16 protein-coding genes are annotated in these 18,758 nt (G+C 52.0%); 12 read left to right on the forward strand and 4 right to left on the reverse strand.

What is annotated here, in order from left to right:
• The first annotated feature begins 56 nt into the window (after window positions 1-56).
• Both typA and KNP02_RS04715 read left to right on the forward strand, forming a co-directional pair.
• The gene (gene typA / locus KNP02_RS04710) at window positions 57-1,901 is read left to right on the forward strand and encodes a translational GTPase TypA (protein ID WP_034777027.1); all 1,845 of its coding nucleotides are present in this window, start codon (window positions 57-59) and stop codon (window positions 1,899-1,901) included.
• An 87-nt stretch (window positions 1,902-1,988) separates the two neighbouring features.
• Window positions 1,989-2,333, forward strand: a complete 345-nt coding sequence (locus KNP02_RS04715) for a YlaH-like family protein (protein WP_232939276.1) — start codon at window positions 1,989-1,991, stop codon at window positions 2,331-2,333.
• A 42-nt stretch (window positions 2,334-2,375) separates the two neighbouring features.
• Here the strand turns inward: KNP02_RS04715 and KNP02_RS04720 are convergent, their stop codons facing one another.
• Window positions 2,376-2,576, reverse strand: a complete 201-nt coding sequence (locus KNP02_RS04720; RefSeq protein ID WP_021067006.1) for a YlaI family protein — start codon at window positions 2,574-2,576, stop codon at window positions 2,376-2,378.
• Between the two features lie 112 nt (window positions 2,577-2,688).
• Between KNP02_RS04720 and KNP02_RS04725 the strand changes: the two genes are divergently transcribed.
• Together KNP02_RS04725 and KNP02_RS04730 are read left to right on the forward strand one after the other, a co-directional pair.
• Window positions 2,689-3,138 (forward strand): PNPOx family protein, encoded by a 450-nt coding sequence (locus KNP02_RS04725; protein ID WP_138859666.1) that lies wholly within the window; start codon window positions 2,689-2,691, stop codon window positions 3,136-3,138.
• A 33-nt stretch (window positions 3,139-3,171) separates the two neighbouring features.
• Complete coding sequence (locus KNP02_RS04730) at window positions 3,172-4,488, forward strand: PhoH family protein (RefSeq protein ID WP_138859665.1); 1,317 nt, start codon at window positions 3,172-3,174, stop codon at window positions 4,486-4,488.
• 28 nt (window positions 4,489-4,516) lie between these two features.
• Here the strand turns inward: KNP02_RS04730 and KNP02_RS04735 are convergent, their stop codons facing one another.
• Both KNP02_RS04735 and KNP02_RS04740 read right to left on the reverse strand, forming a co-directional pair.
• On the reverse strand, window positions 4,517-5,728 hold the full coding sequence (locus KNP02_RS04735) for a multidrug efflux MFS transporter (protein WP_034777035.1): 1,212 nt from the start codon (window positions 5,726-5,728) through the stop codon (window positions 4,517-4,519).
• A 94-nt stretch (window positions 5,729-5,822) separates the two neighbouring features.
• Window positions 5,823-6,290, reverse strand: coding sequence for a hypothetical protein (locus KNP02_RS04740; protein ID WP_138859664.1), 468 nt, complete (start codon window positions 6,288-6,290; stop codon window positions 5,823-5,825).
• 172 nt (window positions 6,291-6,462) lie between these two features.
• On the opposite strand from KNP02_RS04740, the gene KNP02_RS04745 reads away from it, so the two are divergent.
• The 4 genes from KNP02_RS04745 to KNP02_RS04760 all read left to right on the forward strand — a co-directional run bounded on the left by KNP02_RS04745 (window position 6,463) and on the right by KNP02_RS04760 (window position 12,940).
• Window positions 6,463-6,741 carry an Fpa/YlaN family protein gene (locus KNP02_RS04745; RefSeq protein ID WP_021067011.1) on the forward strand — a complete coding sequence of 93 codons (279 nt, stop codon included), beginning with the start codon at window positions 6,463-6,465 and terminating at the stop codon, window positions 6,739-6,741.
• 86 nt (window positions 6,742-6,827) lie between these two features.
• Window positions 6,828-8,063: an FtsW/RodA/SpoVE family cell cycle protein gene (locus KNP02_RS04750; protein WP_138859663.1), complete on the forward strand. Its 1,236-nt coding sequence runs from the start codon at window positions 6,828-6,830 to the stop codon at window positions 8,061-8,063.
• A 31-nt stretch (window positions 8,064-8,094) separates the two neighbouring features.
• Window positions 8,095-11,532, forward strand: coding sequence for a pyruvate carboxylase (locus KNP02_RS04755; RefSeq protein ID WP_214707374.1), 3,438 nt, complete (start codon window positions 8,095-8,097; stop codon window positions 11,530-11,532).
• A 52-nt stretch (window positions 11,533-11,584) separates the two neighbouring features.
• Window positions 11,585-12,940 carry a cryptochrome/photolyase family protein gene (locus tag KNP02_RS04760; RefSeq protein ID WP_214707376.1) on the forward strand — a complete coding sequence of 452 codons (1,356 nt, stop codon included), beginning with the start codon at window positions 11,585-11,587 and terminating at the stop codon, window positions 12,938-12,940.
• Between the two features lie 51 nt (window positions 12,941-12,991).
• Here the strand turns inward: KNP02_RS04760 and KNP02_RS04765 are convergent, their stop codons facing one another.
• Window positions 12,992-13,894, reverse strand: coding sequence for a COX15/CtaA family protein (locus KNP02_RS04765; protein WP_214707379.1), 903 nt, complete (start codon window positions 13,892-13,894; stop codon window positions 12,992-12,994).
• Between the two features lie 332 nt (window positions 13,895-14,226).
• Between KNP02_RS04765 and cyoE the strand changes: the two genes are divergently transcribed.
• From cyoE to KNP02_RS04785, 4 genes are read left to right on the forward strand one after another with little or no spacing between them, the layout of a single operon-like run.
• Window positions 14,227-15,147, forward strand: coding sequence for a heme o synthase (gene cyoE, locus KNP02_RS04770; protein ID WP_214707381.1), 921 nt, complete (start codon window positions 14,227-14,229; stop codon window positions 15,145-15,147).
• Between the two features lie 60 nt (window positions 15,148-15,207).
• A complete protein-coding gene (gene coxB / locus KNP02_RS04775) occupies window positions 15,208-16,224 on the forward strand; it encodes a cytochrome c oxidase subunit II (protein ID WP_214791563.1) in 1,017 nt (338 codons plus the stop codon).
• A 38-nt stretch (window positions 16,225-16,262) separates the two neighbouring features.
• Window positions 16,263-18,131 (forward strand): cytochrome c oxidase subunit I, encoded by a 1,869-nt coding sequence (gene ctaD / locus KNP02_RS04780; protein WP_034777043.1) that lies wholly within the window; start codon window positions 16,263-16,265, stop codon window positions 18,129-18,131.
• Window positions 18,132-18,758, forward strand: coding sequence for a cytochrome (ubi)quinol oxidase subunit III (locus KNP02_RS04785; RefSeq protein ID WP_034777044.1), 627 nt, complete (start codon window positions 18,132-18,134; stop codon window positions 18,756-18,758).

The following is an 18,758-nucleotide window of genomic DNA, read 5'->3' on the forward strand; positions in this document are numbered from 1 at the left end:
TACTCTTAAAGTTGAATAAAAGATGAAACTTTTTTAAATAAGAGAGGACTAACTACATGAATGTAAGAACTAACCTTCGGAACGTAGCCATCATCGCCCACGTTGACCACGGTAAAACAACGCTCGTCGATGAATTATTGAAACAGTCTGGTACTTTCCGGACAAACGAAATGGTCGCAGAACGCGCCATGGACTCGAACGACATCGAACGTGAGCGCGGAATCACGATTCTCGCGAAAAACACGGCAATCGATTATAAAGATACACGTATCAACATCGTTGATACACCAGGTCACGCCGACTTCGGTGGTGAAGTTGAGCGGATCATGCGTATGGTTGACGGCGTTATCCTCGTCGTCGATGCACGTGAAGGCTGCATGCCACAAACGCGTTTCGTATTGAAGAAAGCACTCGACCAAGGTCTCCGTCCAATCGTTGTCGTTAACAAAATCGACAAGCCGATGGTACGCCCACTCGACGTTGTCGATGAAGTTGTCGACTTGTTGATCGACCTTGGAGCAGATGAAGATCAACTTGAATTCCCTGTCGTCTACACGTCTGCTGTCAGCGGTTCAAGTTCGTTCGATCCTGATCCAGAGAAGCAAGAAGATACCATCACGTACGTGCTCGACACGATTCTTGAGAACACACCGGCACCAATCGATAACTCGGATGAGCCGCTTCAGTTCCAAGTCACGATGCTCGACTATGACAACTACCTTGGCCGGATCGGTGTCGGTCGCGTCTTCCGTGGGAAAATCAAAGTTGGCGAGTCAGTCTCACTTTGCAAAACAGACGGATCAATCAAACAATTGCGCGTCACTAAATTGTTCGGTTACTTCGGCCTCAAACGTGTTGAAATCGAAGAAGCCAAAGCTGGTGACTTGATCGCCATCGCCGGGATGGAAGACATCAACGTCGGTGAGACGGTCACGCCAGTCGGTAAAGAAGAGCCACTTCCGCTCCTTCGCATCGATGAGCCAACACTTCAAATGCGTTTCATGACGAACAACTCTCCATTCGCAGGGCGCGAAGGCGATTTCGTGACGGCACGTAAAATCGAAGAGCGTTTGATGAAACAACTTGAGACGGACGTTTCACTCCGTGTCGAGAACACAGATTCGCCTGACCAATGGATCGTATCAGGACGCGGTGAGCTTCACCTCGGGATCTTGATCGAGAACATGCGTCGTGAGGGCTACGAACTTCAAGTTTCGAAACCACAAGTTATCATCCGTGAAGACGAAGATGGTACGAAAATCGAACCGTTCGAGCGCGTCATCGTTGACGTCCCAGAAGAGTACACGGGTTCAGTCATGGAATCAATCGGTCTCCGTAAAGGTGAACTTGCCAACATGAACACGAACGACAACGGTCAAACACGTATGGAATTCATCGTTCCTTCACGTGGCCTCATCGGATATCGTAACGAGTTCTTGTCAGCGACACGCGGATACGGAATCTTGAACCACACGTTCGAAGAGTACCGTCCGTTCATCTCTGCTGACATCGGCGGCCGCCGCAGCGGTGTCATGGTTTGTATCGAACCCGGTAAGTCGACGGCTTACTCGATCGGTGCCCTTGAAGATCGTGGAACGATCTTCATCGAGCCAGGTGTAGAAGTATACGAGGGAATGATCATCGGTGAATGTAACCGCGACGTCGACCTCGCGATCAACGCTGTCAAAGGCAAACAGTTGACGAACATGCGTGCTTCAGCAAAAGACTCGACACAAGTCTTGAAACGTCCACGCGTCTTCTCACTCGAAGAGTCGCTCACGTTCTTGAACGATGACGAGTACTGTGAAATCACGCCGGAGTCAATCCGTCTCCGTAAAAAAGTCTTGAACAAGAACGAACGCGAGAAAGCTGACAAGCGTCGTAAACTTGGTAAAGAATAAGTCAGAAAAAAAGGGAGCGCCTAGGCGTTCCCTTTTGTTTTGGATAGTGTAGAATGGTTGTGAAGGAAATAAAGGGGGATTATCAGCTTGAAAGCTTCTCAAACGATGGACATCACACAAATCGATGTGCCGTGGATTGCCTCGCTACTTGGCGTCGGCAGTGACGCGAACGACTTCTCGGTCGGGTTTAACGCCTTGATCATCACGGTCATCTTATTGACGATACTCGTGTTTAAATTAGGTTTTGCCAAACAATTGACGTGGTGGAAGTCGCTCGTCGTCTATATGTTGCTCGCACTTGGGGCAGGCACGATGGCGCTCGTCTTCTTCACATGGCCGATTCCAGAAGTTCTCCTTGTCATGGCTGTCGTCTTGGCGATTTACCGGGGCCGCCTTTGGTGGAACCGTCGACAAGGCGTCGAATCACACTGAAAAAATGGACGTTTCGCCCGAGGGCGAAACGTCCATTTTTGATTACCATCTCCGTTTTTGACGGAACGATGGATATAGGTGGAATTGGCCGGTCGCGGCACGCTCCGCGGTTCGCGCGGTGATGCGTTCTTGACACGTCTGGCACATGTACGTTTTAGCAGGTTTATTACGAAGTCGTTTCGCTTCGAACGACCACGAATCAATCGTATCGATTTTGTCACAAAGAGAGCACTTTACGCGCATGGTCTCACCTTCCTCTTCGTTGATTATAGCATGATTTCAGGAGAGAAAAGCAGGGAAAGAGGTTTGTAAGGGCGAATCCATTTCGTATACCCGTTCGGGAGGAGGGGAGTATATGGCGAGCAAAGCCGCGTTCGAACTCTCAAAGGCACAACAAGGTACGTTGAATGATATGCCATTGACATTTTTAACCACATTTGACGAACCGAAACGGTGGCCGATCACCCATGCCATCAGCTGGGTGCAAGCGCCGAATGAAGTAACGATACGTTTCGCCTTGACGAAAAATTCGCATTTGATCACGTTGCTTGGGAATGAACGGACCGCAAGTCTCATCTTTATAGAAGGAGGCCTGGCTTACAGTGTGGCCTTGTCGCATGTGGCCGAGTTCGAGCCAAGCGTGAAGCCGGGATTGCACCTTTGCTTTTTTGAAGGGCACGTTGAAGAAGTCCGTAACGTCTCCTTTTACGGGGCGACATATGGACAACCGGACATCGTCAAGACGTACGATGTCGAAGCAGCAGAAAAGCTGGACCGTGAAGTCAAGGAGAGTTTGAATTCTTGATCACCATCCTATTTTCGAGGGGCGGCAAAGTCTATGAAAAAAACGTATGTGCTCGATACGAACGTACTCTTACACGATCCACTATCCTTGTTCCAATTCGATGAGCACGATGTCGTCATCCCCGCCATCGTATTAGAAGAGCTTGACGGCAAAAAACGCAATATGGACGAGGTCGGACGTAACGCCCGTGAGACGGCGCGTGTACTCGACCAACTCCGCACGACCGGGAAACTGCATGACGGGGTGCCGCTCGAGAATGGCGGTCACTTGTTTGTCGAGATCGGCCATGAACATACCGTCGATTTCCCGTTCGACGTCATGACGAACGATAACCGCATTTTGACCGTGGCGCTCGCCCTGATGAAACAATACGAGCACGACCGGACCCGTAAAGTCGTCGTCGTCTCGAAAGATATACTTGTTCGCGTCAAGGCGGACGCGATCGGTATTGAAGCCGAAGACTATTTGACCGACCATATCGTCGATACGACGAACCTATATGCCGGCTACCGGGAAATCGAGGTCGATCAAGCCGTCATCGATGAATTTTACAAAGTCCGGCAGCTGCCGCTGTCTGCGTTGACGAAAAATCAACTGTACCCGAATTCATTCGTCGTTTTAAAAAGCAACGTCTCGAAAGCGAGCGCAGTCGCGGTCGTCGATGCGCTGCAACCGATCCTTCGTCCGCTCTCCCTAGACGTCGAACACGTTTGGGGCATCCATCCGCGCAACGTCCAACAGCGGATGGCACTCGACTTGTTGCTTCGTGACGATATCCCGTTCGTGACGTTGCTCGGGAAAGCCGGAACCGGGAAGACACTTCTCGCGCTCGCGGCCGGGTTGTCTCTCGTGGAAGACGAGCGTCGTTTCAATAAGCTTGTCGTCGCCCGTCCGGTCGTCCCAATGGGGAACGATATCGGCTACTTGCCGGGGGAGATGGAAGAGAAGCTGCGGCCTTGGATGCAACCGATTTACGATAACTTAGAGTTTTTGTTTAATGCCAATTCGAAAGACGAGCTCGGGAACATCTTGGCCGGCATCAAATCGATTCAGCTCGAGGCGCTCACGTATATCCGTGGCCGCAGCATGCCGGACCAGTTCATCATCATCGATGAGGCCCAGAACTTGACGAAACACGAGATCAAGACGATCCTGACCCGCGTCGGGGAGAATTCGAAAATCGTCCTCGTCGGCGACCCGTATCAAATCGATCACCCATATTTGGATGAATATTCGAACGGTCTCACGTACGCCGTCGAACGGTTCAAAGGGCAAAACGTATTCGGCCACGTCCAACTCATCAAAGGGGAGCGCTCGTCGCTCGCCCGGTTGGCAGCCGATTTACTATAACGAAAAACGCCGAGCGGCTGCTCGGCGTTTATTTCGTATTCGGATGAAGTGCCACTTGCACGTTCGATTTTTCGAGCAAGGCGTTCGTCAACATAATCAAACCGGTCACGATGAAGAGGGCGGAGAAGCCGAAATGCGCGACGACTTGAGACCCGAACAACGGTCCGAGCAGGTTACCCATGAACTGGGCCGACTGATTATAAGAGAAGATGCGCCCGGCCGCTCGGCTCGGCGTGTGTTGTCGCAAAAGCGACTGCACGGACGGCATGAGCGCCGCGGTGGCAAAACCGAGGCCGAATCGCAACACGACGAGTTGCGTCGTCGACGTCACGAACGCCTGTGGAATCAAAAAGGCACTATAGACGATGAGCGCCCAAAACAATATGCGTTCAGCCCCGTACCGGTCCGATAGCCGCCCGAGCCGCTGTGCGGAAATGAGCGCGGCCACACCCGGTGCCGAGGCGACGATGCCGGCGATAAAGGCGAGCGATGTCGTATACGGGTTCAATTCCCGGACATACAGTGTCAGTAACGGACCGACCGACTGCGTCGAGAAGGTGATTAAAAACGTCGTTAAAAAGAGACTTAAGATCAGTTGCGGATGGCGGAGCGAGGCGATGATCGATTTGGTCGAATCTAGCCGTTCGCGCGCCACCGGGACGAAGTCCTCTTTGACGAACACGAGTGTGATGATGAACGTGATAAATAGGGCACTGCCGGTCAAGAGAAAAACGGGTCGAAGCCCAATCCAGTCGGCGAGGAGTCCTCCAATCAATGGACCGAGGAGTCCGCCGGTGATGCCACCGGTCGACAAGGTACCGAGCGCCCAGCCACTTTTCTCTTTTGGCGTTTGTGAAGCGACGAGGGTGATCCCTGCCGAGATGAACCCGGAGACGGCACCCATGAGGAGCCGAAGCCCGACGAGTTGATACACGTCTTGGACGAAACTGATGAGCGTCATCACGACAGCCATGCCGAGACTTGCCCGAATGAGCATCAGTTTGCGGCCTTTTTGGTCGGCGAGCCTTCCCCAGAGCGGGGAGACGATGGCGGCCACGAGGAATGTGGCCCCGAAAGCGACGGCTGACCAGGTGACGACGTGATCGGGATTCGTGACCCCCAGCTCTTCGATAAATAAGGGGAGGAACGGTAAGACGAGGCTCATCGAGGCCGCCGTCAAAAAGCTACCAATCCAAACGATGATTAAGTTTTTCTTCCATAAAGGATACGTAAGCGTCACGACCTTTCAAACATGAAGTTTTTCCATAACCTATATGTTACACTTTGTGAAGTAAAAAGTCCAAAAAAATGAGAAGGCGCTATGGCCTTCTCGATCAAGCTTCTGTTCGCACTGCGATATGGTGGACGCCGCGCAAAACTTGCTGATTATGCAAGACGTATACCGGGCCGTCCGTGAGCACTTTCCCGTCCTTCGAGAACTGTAGATAGACGGTGCGCGCCTCATCGATTGGTAGCGTGAGCACCGATTCCCCATAAAAGCTGACGTGTGTCGCCGTAGCGATTGGTTCAGCGTTTTGCAGGAACGGAGCGAACGGCATCGCGAACGAGTCGCGAAGCGCCGCGTCTTTATCGGCCCGAGTCATCGGTTTATTGTGGTCGACACGTGTCCCTTGTGTCAAGCCGTCGTCCCATGCCTTCCCCATCTTGGCATAATACGCTTCATTATCATTCTCAACCGCGCGGTCGAGTTCCTCGATGTTCCGCTTGCGGTCGTCGAAAATCCATACGGTCGGGTCGATCGTCAACGCGTGACGAACCGCTCCGTCTAGTGGAAAAATCATTGATACGCCCCCTTTATTCACGATACACTGTACATTATACAGCTCTTCCGGGGAAAAAGGGAAACTGCGAGAAACTCGTAGTGAATCCAGACTGTTCATTGAATTATGATGAAATATAATGTACAGTTGAGTTATGACAAACAGTCTGTCATTGTACGGAGGAGGGGTCGTAGTGGCGACAAATTTGGCTGCAGTCCAACGGGAGCAAGCGCTTCAACTATTAGAGGCAGACGCTGAAAAAATCCGTTGTTTGATTGAAGTGCAGTTAGAAAACCTAAAAATGCCGAAGTGCCCGCTTTATGAAGAGGTGCTTGATACACATATGTTCGGTCTATCACGCCAAATTGATTTTGCGGTCCGTCTTGGACTCATTTCAGACATTGAAGGTAAAGGACTGCTCGATTCATTGGAACAAAAGCTGTCCGCCCTCGCGGAAGCTTCAGATTTATGAACCTTATACTCAAACTGTGCAAGCGGCGCTGTTTGAGTATTTTTTTATAATGGGTCAAGGATTGTTGTACATAAGGAAGTGAAAACATGAAAACTCGGTTTCGGTACTTTGATTTCTCACTGTTCATTGCGGTGCTCATGCTTGTCGGAATCAGCTCGATCATGATTTACAGTGCGAGCGTATGGAATCGCGGGGATTACGCGAACAGCGGTTTGTTCTATCGGCAACTCTTCTACGCCGGACTCGGGATTGTCGTCTATTTGATTGCGACGATGTTCCGCTATGAGAACTTTCGAAAACCAAATATTTTGTACGGCCTCTATTTCGTATCGGTCGTGCTCTTGTTCATCACGTGGGCGATGATACCGCTCAACGGGGCGCGGGCGTGGCTCATCATTGGCGGATTCACGATGCAACCGGTCGAGATCGCCAAGTTCGTGTTGATTTTATTGCTCGCGAACTATTATCACCAGCTGTGGAACAATGAACTGAAAGGGTTGCCGGGACGACTCGGCCGAGCCGCGATCACGAAAAAAGGATTACGGGCCCAAGCCGGTGCCTTCTTCGTGATTCCGGTCATCTATTTCTTTCTCCCGTATGCGATTGCCATCAACGGCCAACCGGATATGGGGGGGTTGTTCGTTCTCGGCGCCATCATGTTCCTCATGTGGCTCGCTGTCGGGGCGCCGCTCCGAATCATCATCCCGTCGGTGCTCGCTGGGATTGGGGCCGTCTATTTGATGTTCACGACCATCTTCTCGGAAAACCAGCGCAGTCGAATCGAAGTCGTCTTCAATCCGTTCATGGACCCTGAAGGCTATGGTCACCAATTGCTCATGTCGATCATCTCGATTGTACATGGTGGGTTGACCGGTGTCGGTCTCGGCAACAGTTATCAGAAGTATGGGTATCTGCCCGAACCGGAGACGGACTACATCATGTCCATCATCGCGGAAGAGCTCGGTTTTGTCGGTGTCGTCGTCGTCCTCGTCCTGCTCTTTTTCATCGCGTTCCGCGCCGTCAATATCGCTAACCATAGCGATAGTCACTTCGCGATGTTCGTTTCATTCGGCATCGCTGCCCAAATCATGGTCCAAACCGGGATCAATATCGGGGCGATGTCGGGCTGGTTCCCGGGGACGGGGGTCACGCTTCCGCTCGTCAGTTACGGCGGGACGTCACTCATCATGACGATGGGCATTCTCGGAGTGCTCAGCAGCATCTCGATGCGAAACCGGCACCGGGAAGCGACAAGACGGGCTGAGATTCGTGAGAAGTCAGCCGAAAACGTGCAAGGTTCATCGTTACATGTTGTCAGGTAAGAAGGTTCGAACTACTTAAATGGGGGGATTTATGTTGAAACCAATTAGCAAATTACTTGTAGCCAACCGTGGAGAAATCGCCATTCGTGTATTTAGGGCAGCCACTGAACTAGGAATGCGCACAGTCGCCGTTTATTCACAAGAAGACAGCGGCTCGTTACACCGCTTTAAAGCGGACGAGGCATATTTGATCGGTCTCGATAAAAAGCCGATTGACGCCTATCTCGATATCGAGGACGTGATTCGAATCGCGAAACAGTCGGGGGCTGACGCGATTCACCCAGGATACGGTTTCTTATCTGAGAACATCGAGCTCGCACGTCGTTGCCGCGAAGAAGGTATCATCTTCGTCGGTCCGAATGAATCGCATCTTCATGCGTTCGGGGATAAAGTTCGGGCCCGTCAAAGTGCGATCGCGGCCGGACTCCCGGTCATTCCAGGTTCAAACGGACCGCTCACATCATACGAAGACGCGCTCGAGTTTGCGAACGAGCACGGGTTCCCACTCATGGTCAAAGCGGCGATGGGCGGAGGCGGCCGCGGGATGCGTGTCATCCGTACGGAAGCCGAGATGAAAGATTTGATTGAACGTGCCAAGTCAGAGGCGAAGCAAGCGTTCGGTTCAGACGAAGTGTACATAGAAAAATTAGTGGAGCGTCCAAAACATATCGAGGTTCAGATTCTCGGGGACGATCACGGTAACATCATTCATTTGTTCGAACGTGACTGTTCGGTCCAACGTCGACATCAAAAAGTCGTCGAGGTCGCACCGTGTGTGACGTTGTCTGAGGAATCGCGCCAAGCGATTTGTGACGCGGCGGTTAAGCTCATGCGCTACGTCGGCTACATCAACGCCGGGACGGTCGAGTTCCTCGTCACGGAAGACGAGTCGTTCTACTTCATCGAGGTCAACCCGCGCATCCAAGTCGAGCACACGATCACAGAGATGGTGACCGGCTTCGATATCGTGCAGACCCAGCTCATGATCGCGCAAGGTGAGTCGCTCCACGGCGACGTCATCCATATGCCGAAACAAGAAGACATCAAATTGCTCGGTTACGCGATCCAGTCACGTGTCACGTCAGAAGACCCGGGCAACAACTTTATGCCGGACACGGGCAAAATTATGGCGTACCGCTCTCCGGGCGGCTTCGGGGTCCGACTCGACGGCGGGAACGCTTACGTCGGGGCCGAGATTTCACCGTATTATGACTCGCTTCTCGTGAAGCTGTCGACACACGGCATGACGTTCGAACAGGCGGCTTCGAAAATGGTCCGTAACTTGAACGAGTTCCGGATTCGCGGCATCAAGACGAACATTCCGTTCTTGATTAACGTGATGAAGCACCAGAACTTCATCAGCGGTGACTACAACACGTCGTTCATCGACGAGACGCCAGAATTGTTCGTCTTCCCGAAACGGAAAGACCGCGGAACGAAGTTGCTCAACTATATCGGCGACGTCACCGTGAATGGATTCCCGGGTGTCGGATTGAAAGATAAGCCGATTAGCCGCTCGGTCCGGATTCCGCAAGACCTTCCGGCTGAAGCCAAACCAGGTACGAAACAGATTTTGACGGAGCTCGGTCCGGACGGCCTTGCCGATTGGATCAAACGTCAACCTGAACTGTTGTTGACGGATACGACGATGCGAGACGCGCACCAGTCGCTTCTTGCGACGCGGATGCGGACACAAGACATCGTCAATATCGCCGAACCGACGAGTAAACTCATGCCAGAGTTATTCTCGGTCGAGGCATGGGGCGGGGCCACGTTCGACGTCGCCTATCGTTTCCTCTCGGAAGACCCATGGGTTCGCCTCATGCGGCTCCGCGAGAAGATGCCGAACGTCTTGATTCAAATGTTGCTTCGCGGCGCCAACGCGGTCGGGTATAAAAACTATGCCGACAACGTCATCGAACAGTTCGTCCATGAGGCGGCCTATGCGGGTGTCGACGTGTTCCGGATCTTCGACAGCTTGAACAACCTCGAGTCGATTCAACTTGCGATCGACGCGACGTTACCGACAGGAAAAGTCGCGGAAGCGGCCGTTTGTTATACAGGCGACCTGTACGATGGCAACCGTCCGAAGTACCACTTGCCGTACTATGTCGATTTGGCGAAGAAACTCGAAGCGAGCGGGGCTCATATTCTTGCGATTAAAGACATGGCCGGTCTGCTCAAGCCAGAGTCGGCGTACGCGCTCGTCTCAGCCTTGAAAGATGCCGTCGACTTGCCGATCCACTTGCACACGCATGACGCTTCCGGCAACGGAATCTTCACGTATGCCCGGGCGACGGATGCGGGCGTCGACATCGTCGACGTGGCTGCGAGCTCGATGTCAGGCATGACGTCACAACCTTCAGGCGGCAGCTTGATTTATGCGCTCGATCACCATGAACGTCAACCGAAAATCGATGCGAAGCATTACGAGGTCATCAGCGACTACTGGCAAGACGTGCGTCATAACTATGAGCCGTTCGAAAGCGATATGCGTGCCTCGAACCCATCGGTTTATGAGCATGAGATGCCAGGCGGTCAGTATTCAAACTTGCAACAACAAGCGAAAGCGGTCGGTTTAGGCGACCGTTGGAGTGAAGTGAAAGCGATGTACGCCCGCGTCAACATGTTGTTCGGCGATATCGTCAAAGTGACGCCATCGTCAAAAGTTGTCGGGGACATGGCACTGTTCATGGTCCAACATAACTTGAACGAACAAGATGTGGTCGAGCGGGGTCACCAACTCGACTTCCCAGACTCGGTCGTCGAAATGATGCGCGGTGAGCTCGGAACGCCTCCAGGCGGATTCCCGACAGACGTGCAACAAGCCATCTTGAAAGGCGAAAAACCGCTCGACGTACGTCCGGGTAAACTGATCGAACCGTATGATTTCAAGGCGGCGCAGACGAAGTTGTTCGAGAAGCTCGAGCGCCCGGTGACGGACTTCGAACTGCTCTCGAACGCGTTGTATCCGAAAGTGTTCGAGGATTACGTCACCCATTCGACGACGTATGGCGATGTATCCGTCCTCGACACGTTAACGTTCTTCTACGGCTTGAACGTCGGAGAGACGATTCAAGTCGAGATCGAGACCGGGAAGACGCTCATCATCAAACTCGTTCAAATCAGTGCGGCGAACGAGGACGGTATCCGTATTGTCTCGTATGAGATGAACGGGGTACCGCGTGAAATCGAAATCAAAGACGTGAACGTGAAGTCGGCGACGACGAGCCGACCGAAAGTTGATCGGACGAACCCGAAACAAGTTGGTGCTTCGATGCCGGGATCGGTGTTGAAAGTGCTCGTCGAACCTGGTAGCCGTGTCCATCGCGGGGAACAGCTCCTCGTCACGGAAGCGATGAAGATGGAGACGACGGTCCAAGCCGCTCAAGACGGTGAAGTCAAAGCGGTCCATATTAAAGAAGGCGACACAATCCAAAGTGACGACTTATTGATTGAGTTTGTATAATGGAAAGAAGCATAGCGCGGCTATGCTTCTTTTTTAGATAGGAGTGGGAGAGATGAGACGAGTCTGTTGGTTTCGATCGGATTTTCGATTGACTGATAATCATATGTTACACCGGGTATTGAAAGACGCTGCTTCAGGCGATGAATTGGAGTTCGTCTTTTGGCTCAATCCGAACTATTGCGAGCCGTTCGAGACGCGGCACGATTACTTTTTCGCGACGATGCGACAATTTATGGGTGAGCTCAAGGAGAACGGCCTCGGCCTGCGTGTCATCGTCGCCGACACGGCCGAAGCGTTCGTCGAAGCGCTCGGTCAGTTTGACACGCTGTACTTCAACGCTGAGTATGTTGAACCGTTCAAGCAGCGCGACGATGCCGTCATCGAGGCGCTCGGGCAAGACGTCAAAGTCATCCGTCTGCTCGATCGGCATTTGTTTGCCCCGAACGCGTTCACGAAAAAAGACGGCGACCCTTACAAAGTGTATACGCCGTTCAAAAAGGCGGCCTACGCCGAAACGCCGCCCGCACCGTATGATGTCGATGTGACAGCGCTGAAGCAACTCGTCGCGACCGAACATGTCGTGCCTGCTGAGTTACGGCGTCAGTTCGACCGGTGCGAGCGTTCGTGGAAAGCGCTCGGAGAAGCGGCCGCGAAACGACGTTTGCATGACTTTGTCGCCAACCGGATCGACGCCTACAATGAGGACCGCGATATCCCGGCGATCGCCGGCACGAGCCGGCTCTCTCCATATCTACGGACCGGGGTGTTGTCGATCCGCACCGTGGCGGAAGCGGTGCTGTCGGCGCCGAAATCGAGCGGACGCGACACGTATTACGATGAGCTGTTATGGCGCGAATTTTATTATATGGTCATGGTTCAATTCCCGGGACTGAAAGACCGTCCGTTCAACGACAAGTATAAGCATCTCGACTGGGAAGACGATGCCGAGAACTTTCAGGCGTGGTGTGAGGGGAAGACAGGTTACCCGATCGTCGACGCGGCGATGCGGCAACTGAACGAGACAGGTTGGATGCACAACCGGCTCCGGATGATCGTCGCCTCGTTCTTGTCGAAGCATCTGATGATCGACTGGCGGAAAGGGGAACGCTATTTCGAACAGAAGCTGATCGACTATGAAGCAGCCTCGAATATCGGGGGTTGGCAATGGGCGGCTTCGGTCGGGACGGATGCGGTTCCGTACTTCCGCATCTTCAATCCGACGACGCAATCCGAGAAGTTTGATACCGAAGGGACGTTCATTCGGAAGTATGTGCCTGAACTCGCCGACCTCGACAAAAAGTCGATTCACTTTCCCGACCTCAGCGAGCGGGACGGATACATCGACCCAATCATCGACCATAAGGAAGCGCGGGCCCGAGCGCTCGAACGGTTCAAGGATGCACAGTAAATAGGCATAGAAAAAAGGAGCGATGAACGTCGCTCCTTTTCGTGTGTTCGATTAAACTGATTTTTGTCGAGCGGACGCGGTCGTCTGCTTCTGACTCCGATACGCATGATATGCCAAGTACGAGACAATCCCGAAATAGCAGGTAATCAAGAACGCGTGGAGGAGCGGTACGTATGTGGCATGTCCCCCAAGGACAATCCACGCCCCCGTGCCGACTTGGAGCAAGATGAAGAACAAGGACGCCCACATCCCGGTCTCGACGAGTCGATTCGTCTCCCGTCGCGCCAAGTACAACACGTACAGCGTATAGAAGACGAGCAGTCCCGCCATGATGCGGTGTCCCATTTGGACGTACGACTCGAACGTCCACGCGTTCTGGTCACAGATTGGCCAGCCCACGCACGCATACGTCGCGCCGAGGTGACGGACATAAGCACCCGTGTAGACGACGACCATCGTATAGATCGTCAAGCCGTAAAGGTGAATCTTCAACCGTTCGGAGACGGCCCGATGCAGACGTTCTCCTTCGAACAAGAGAATCGTCAAAATGAGAAGCGACGCGAACGAGACGAGCGAGATGCCGAAGTGGAGCGCGAGAATCGCGTCCGACTGTTGCCAGATGACGGCACCGGCGCCGATGATGGACTGGATGAGCATAAAGATGAACGCGAGGAACGCGAACACTTTGACGTCATAGCGGTTTTTGACGACCGCGAACGTCCAAACCGTCAATGCGATGATGAGGAGTCCTTCGATGCCGGAGACGACACGGTGACTGTACTCGATCATCGTCTCGACGCTCGGATTGGTCGGAATCAGTTTCCCGTGGCAGAGCGGCCAGTCTGTACCGCACCCGTCGCCGGAGTCGGTCTTCGTCACGGTTCCACCCATGATGAGAACGAGCATCATCCCGAGCGTGACGAGTGCTGAAAATAGTGCGAGTTTTTTATGCATTCGTTTCCACCTGCTTTTGAGAAAAATCACTAGAATTGTGCCTTGTCAGTTTACATTTTTTTCGCCATACTTATTATACGGCTTTACGTTGTAAAAACGAAACGGAAAAGCTTGCAATCGCTATCAAAATCGTTATTCTAGTATTAGCGTAGCGTTTTTACTGTGACAATTATCACACGTCTGTCACAAAAAACTAGCTATTTTACAAGCATAAACGACGTATTCTTTTTGAAAATATGGTATCTTTGTTATGAGTTAGGTGAACTTTGTTCATATTGTGTTTTTTCTGTGAAAAGAATACGAGGATTTCGTGATTAGTAGGGGGGGTCAGTATGACAAAAGTCAACCCAGGGACAATGGCAGAAGTAGAATATACAGAATCCGCCTCGTTCCGCGACTATGTTGCTCTGGCAAAAATGGGAATCGTCCGCGCCAATCTTTTGTTGGTGTTCGCCGGTTTCTTTGTAGCAGCAACATATCAGAGTGATACGCCAGTACTTTATTTGTTTGAAGTTTGGCCACAACTCTTATTAACGATGTTAGGAAGCGCGCTCGTCATCTCCGGGAGTTGTTACCTAAACAACTTCGTGGACCGTGATATCGATTACTTGATGGGACGTACAGACAACCGACCAAGTGTCACCGGGAAAATTTCGGGAGAACGGATTTTGCTCCTTGGATTAACGCAACTCGCGATCGGGACATTGCTCTTATTGATCGTGTCGTATGTGGCAGCAGTCTTCGGTTTAATCGGGGCATTTTTTTATGTCGTCATTTATACGATGTGGCTTAAACGAACGCACACGTTGAACACAGTCGTCGGCAGCATCTCCGGAGCGGTACCACCGCTCATCGGTTGGGCAGCCATCGATCCCGCGCTTCATATCGATGCGTGGCTCATGTTCCTCGTCATGTTCTTGTGGCAACCGCCACACTTCCTCGCGCTCGCCATGCGGCGTGTCGAGGAGTATCGAGCGGCCGGCATTCCGATGCTACCGGTCGTCAACGGCTTTGCGATCACCAAGCGCCAAATCATTTGGTGGATCGCGACACTCATTCCAGCGTCGCTCTTGTTCTTGCATTACGGTTTGATCTACGTGATCGTCGCGGCCGGTCTTGGGGGCTACTGGTTATATCTCGGCTTGAAAGGTTTCAAGGCCGAAGATGAGATCAAGTGGGCAAACAAAATGTTCTTTTATTCATTGATTTATTTAGTCGTGTGGATTGTCACGCTGGTATTTACGGCACTTTGATAGTCGCACTCACTATATAGAAACCATTGCACATCATTTTGGGAGAAAGTGGGGATTGTTGTGAAATCATTTAAGAAGCTTCTGTTTGGCATCGTCCCGATGATGATGTTCGCACTACTGTTATCAGGGTGCGGCGTAGAGGGATTGTCTGCATTGAAGCCGATGGGAGAGGGAGCTGAGATTCAGCTTCGTATCATTCTCATCAGTTTGGCAATCATGCTCTTTGTACTTGTCATCGTAACGATTATTTACGTGTACGTGCTCATGAAATTCCGTCGGAAAGATGAATCAATTCCGAAGCAAGTCGAAGGAAGCAGCACGCTCGAAATGATTTGGACAGTCGTTCCAATCATTTTATTGATCATTCTCGCTGTTCCGACGATCACAACGACAGTCGAGCTCGCAAAAGCGAAAGAAGCGAAAAAAGAAGAAGAAATCAATGTCACGGCCAACCTTTACTGGTGGGAATTTGAATATCCGAACGCAGGCGTGGTCACGGGTCAAGAACTCGTCATCCCAGTCGGTAAGCGTGTCGGCATCAACTTGACATCGAAAGACGTCATTCACTCGTTCTGGGTACCGGCCTTGTCAGGTAAGACGGATACGAACCCAGGCCTTGATAACGAAATGTGGTTGCATGCAAATGAGCCAGGTACGTTCTACGGGAAATGTGCCGAGCTTTGCGGACCTTCACACGCACTCATGGACTTCAAAGTCATCGCACTCGAGCAAGAAGAGTACGACCAATGGCTCGAAGACATGAAAGCACAGCAGGACGCAAACACAGAAAACCTCGTTGCAGATAACCAAAACTTGACGACAGGCGAAGCCGTGTACGTCGAGAGCTGCTTGAGCTGTCACGGTGGCGGGAAAGTCGCGCCGAGCTTGACGAACTTTGGTGATCGCGAATGGTTGGCGGGCTACCTCGAAAACAACGAAGAGAAGTTGAAAGAATGGATTCGCGACCCACAAGAATTGAAACAAGGCGCGCTCATGCCTGGCTTCGGTGAAGGCCAAATCAGTGATGAAGAGTTAGATGCACTCGTTGACTTCTTGTACGATCAGAAGATTGACTAACGGGAAAAGGGGGACTTCACGTGGCACAGACCACTGCTATGCAGCAACCGCGTAAATACAATGGCATCATGGATTGGGTTACGACGGTTGACCACAAAAAAATCGGTATTTTGTATTTGTTCTCAGGAATCTTCTTCCTCCTTCTCGGTGGAATTGAAGCTTTACTTATTCGTTGGCAACTCGTTCGTCCGATGAACGACTTCGTCAGCGGCGAAACGTTCAACCAATTGATCACGATGCACGGGACGACGATGATCTTCCTAGCGGCCATGCCGATGCTATTCGGATTTATGAACGCCGTCGTACCGCTACAAATCGGGGCACGCGACGTCGCGTTCCCGTTCATTAACTCACTTGGTTTCTGGTTGTTCTTCTTCGGTGGTGTCATGCTGAACCTTAGCTGGTTCTTCGGCGCTGCACCGAACGCAGGGTGGACGGCGTACGCGCCGCTCTCGACACAACCTGAAGCATCAGGGGTCGACTTCTACGCCCTCGGTCTTCAAATCTCAGGTTTCGGTTCACTCATGGCCGGGATTAACTTCCTCGTCACGATTTTGAACATGCGTGCACCAGGCATGAAACTCATGCGGATGCCGCTCTTCACGTGGACGACGTTCGTCGCTTCGGCGTTGATCGTCTTCGCGTTCCCGCCGCTCACAGTCGGCTTGTTCATGTTGATGTTCGAGCGCTTGTTCGGTGCCGTCTACTTTGATCCGGCAGCCGGCGGTAACGTCGTCATCTGGGAACACCTTTTCTGGATCTTCGGACACCCGGAAGTATACATCTTGATACTCCCTGCGTTCGGTATTTTCTCGGAAATCATTCCGACATTCGCTCGTAAACGTCTGTTCGGTTACACAACGATGGTCTTCGCAACGATGCTCATCGGTTTCCTCGGATTCATGGTTTGGGTCCACCACATGTTCACGGTCGGTCTCGGACCGGTCGCCAACTCGATCTTCGCTGTCGCCACAATGGCCATCGCCGTTCCGACAGGGGTCAAGATCTTCAACTGGTTGTTCACGCTATGGGGCGGACAAATCAAGTTCAACGTCGCGATGCTCTACTCGGTCGCATTCATTCCATCGTTCCTCGTCGGGGGGATGACAGGGGTCATGCTTTCGGTCGCACCGGCCGACTATCAGTATCACGATAGTTACTTTGTTGTCGCTCACTTCCACTACGTTATCGTAGGTGGGGTTGTCTATGGTCTATTCGCAGGACTTTACTACTGGTTCCCGCTCATGTTCGGCAAAGCGCTCTCTGAGAAGCTTGGCTACTGGCAGTTCTGGTTGTTCTTCATCGGGTTCCACTTGACGTTCTTCCCGCAACACTTCCTCGGATTGTTCGGGATGCCACGCCGCGTCTTCACATACCTTCCTAACCAAGGGTTTGAGACGATGAACTTACTGTCGACGATCGGTGCCTTCTTCATGGGTGTATCGACAATCATCTTGCTCGTCGCTGTTGTCAAGGCATTCTTGTCGAAGCAACGCGTCAAGCCAGACCACTGGGAAGATGGACGTACATTGGAGTGGACGCTTCCTGTACCGACACCAGAGTACAACTTTGCACAAACACCGCTCGTCAAAGGTCTCGATACGTTCTGGCTCGAGAAAATGGCGGGCAACAAACGGGTCTCTGTCGCTGAACCAGTAGCAGATATCCACATGCCGAACAACTCGTTGATTCCATTCTTCATGTCACTCGGTCTTTTCATCGCCGGACTTGGAGCGATCTTCCAAATGGATAACGCGGTTGTCGGTTGGTCACTCATCGTGATCGGATTACTCATCACATTCGTGTCGATGTTCCTCCGTTCATGGATCGACGACCATGGCTTCTATATTCCAAAATCACAGATTGAAGCGGATTTGAAAGCGATTCGTGAGAAAGGAGACCAATAAATGGCACATGCAGTCGAAAAACACCCGGTGACCGGTATTCCGGCCAATCCAGAGAAAGCCACGCTGGAAGGGAAAAATAAATATGTGGCCTTCTGGTTCTTCCTCGGTGGAGAGACTGTTCTCTTCGCCTCGCTATTCGGAACGTACGTCGGTCTACTGAACTCTGGTGCGCCAGAGGAACTTCGTTCGTACAATATCTTTGAGATGGGGCTCGTCTTCTTGATGACGATGCTCCTCCTCACAAGTTCGCTCACAAGCGTTCTCGCCATGATGAACATGAAAGCGAACAATCCAGGCCGCATGAAGTTTTGGTTGGTCGTCACGCTTCTCCTCGGGGCTGGATTCCTTGGAGCAGAGATTTATGAGTTCATCCACTACTACCACATCGGTCACACGTTCACATCGAGCGCGTTCGGATCTGCGTTCTATACGCTCGTCGGATTCCACGGCGCACACGTCACGTTCGGTCTCCTTTGGATCACGACGCTGTTGATTCGCAACTGGAACCGTCCAATCGATGTGTACAACGCACCGAAGTTCTACGTGTCGAGCCTGTACTGGCACTTCATCGACGTCGTATGGGTTTTCATCTTCTCAATCGTCTACCTCTTAGGGATGGTGAGCTAA

The organism is Exiguobacterium sp. s40 (genome assembly GCF_018617905.1).
GTDB classification, from domain to species: domain Bacteria; phylum Bacillota; class Bacilli; order Exiguobacteriales; family Exiguobacteriaceae; genus Exiguobacterium; species Exiguobacterium mexicanum_A.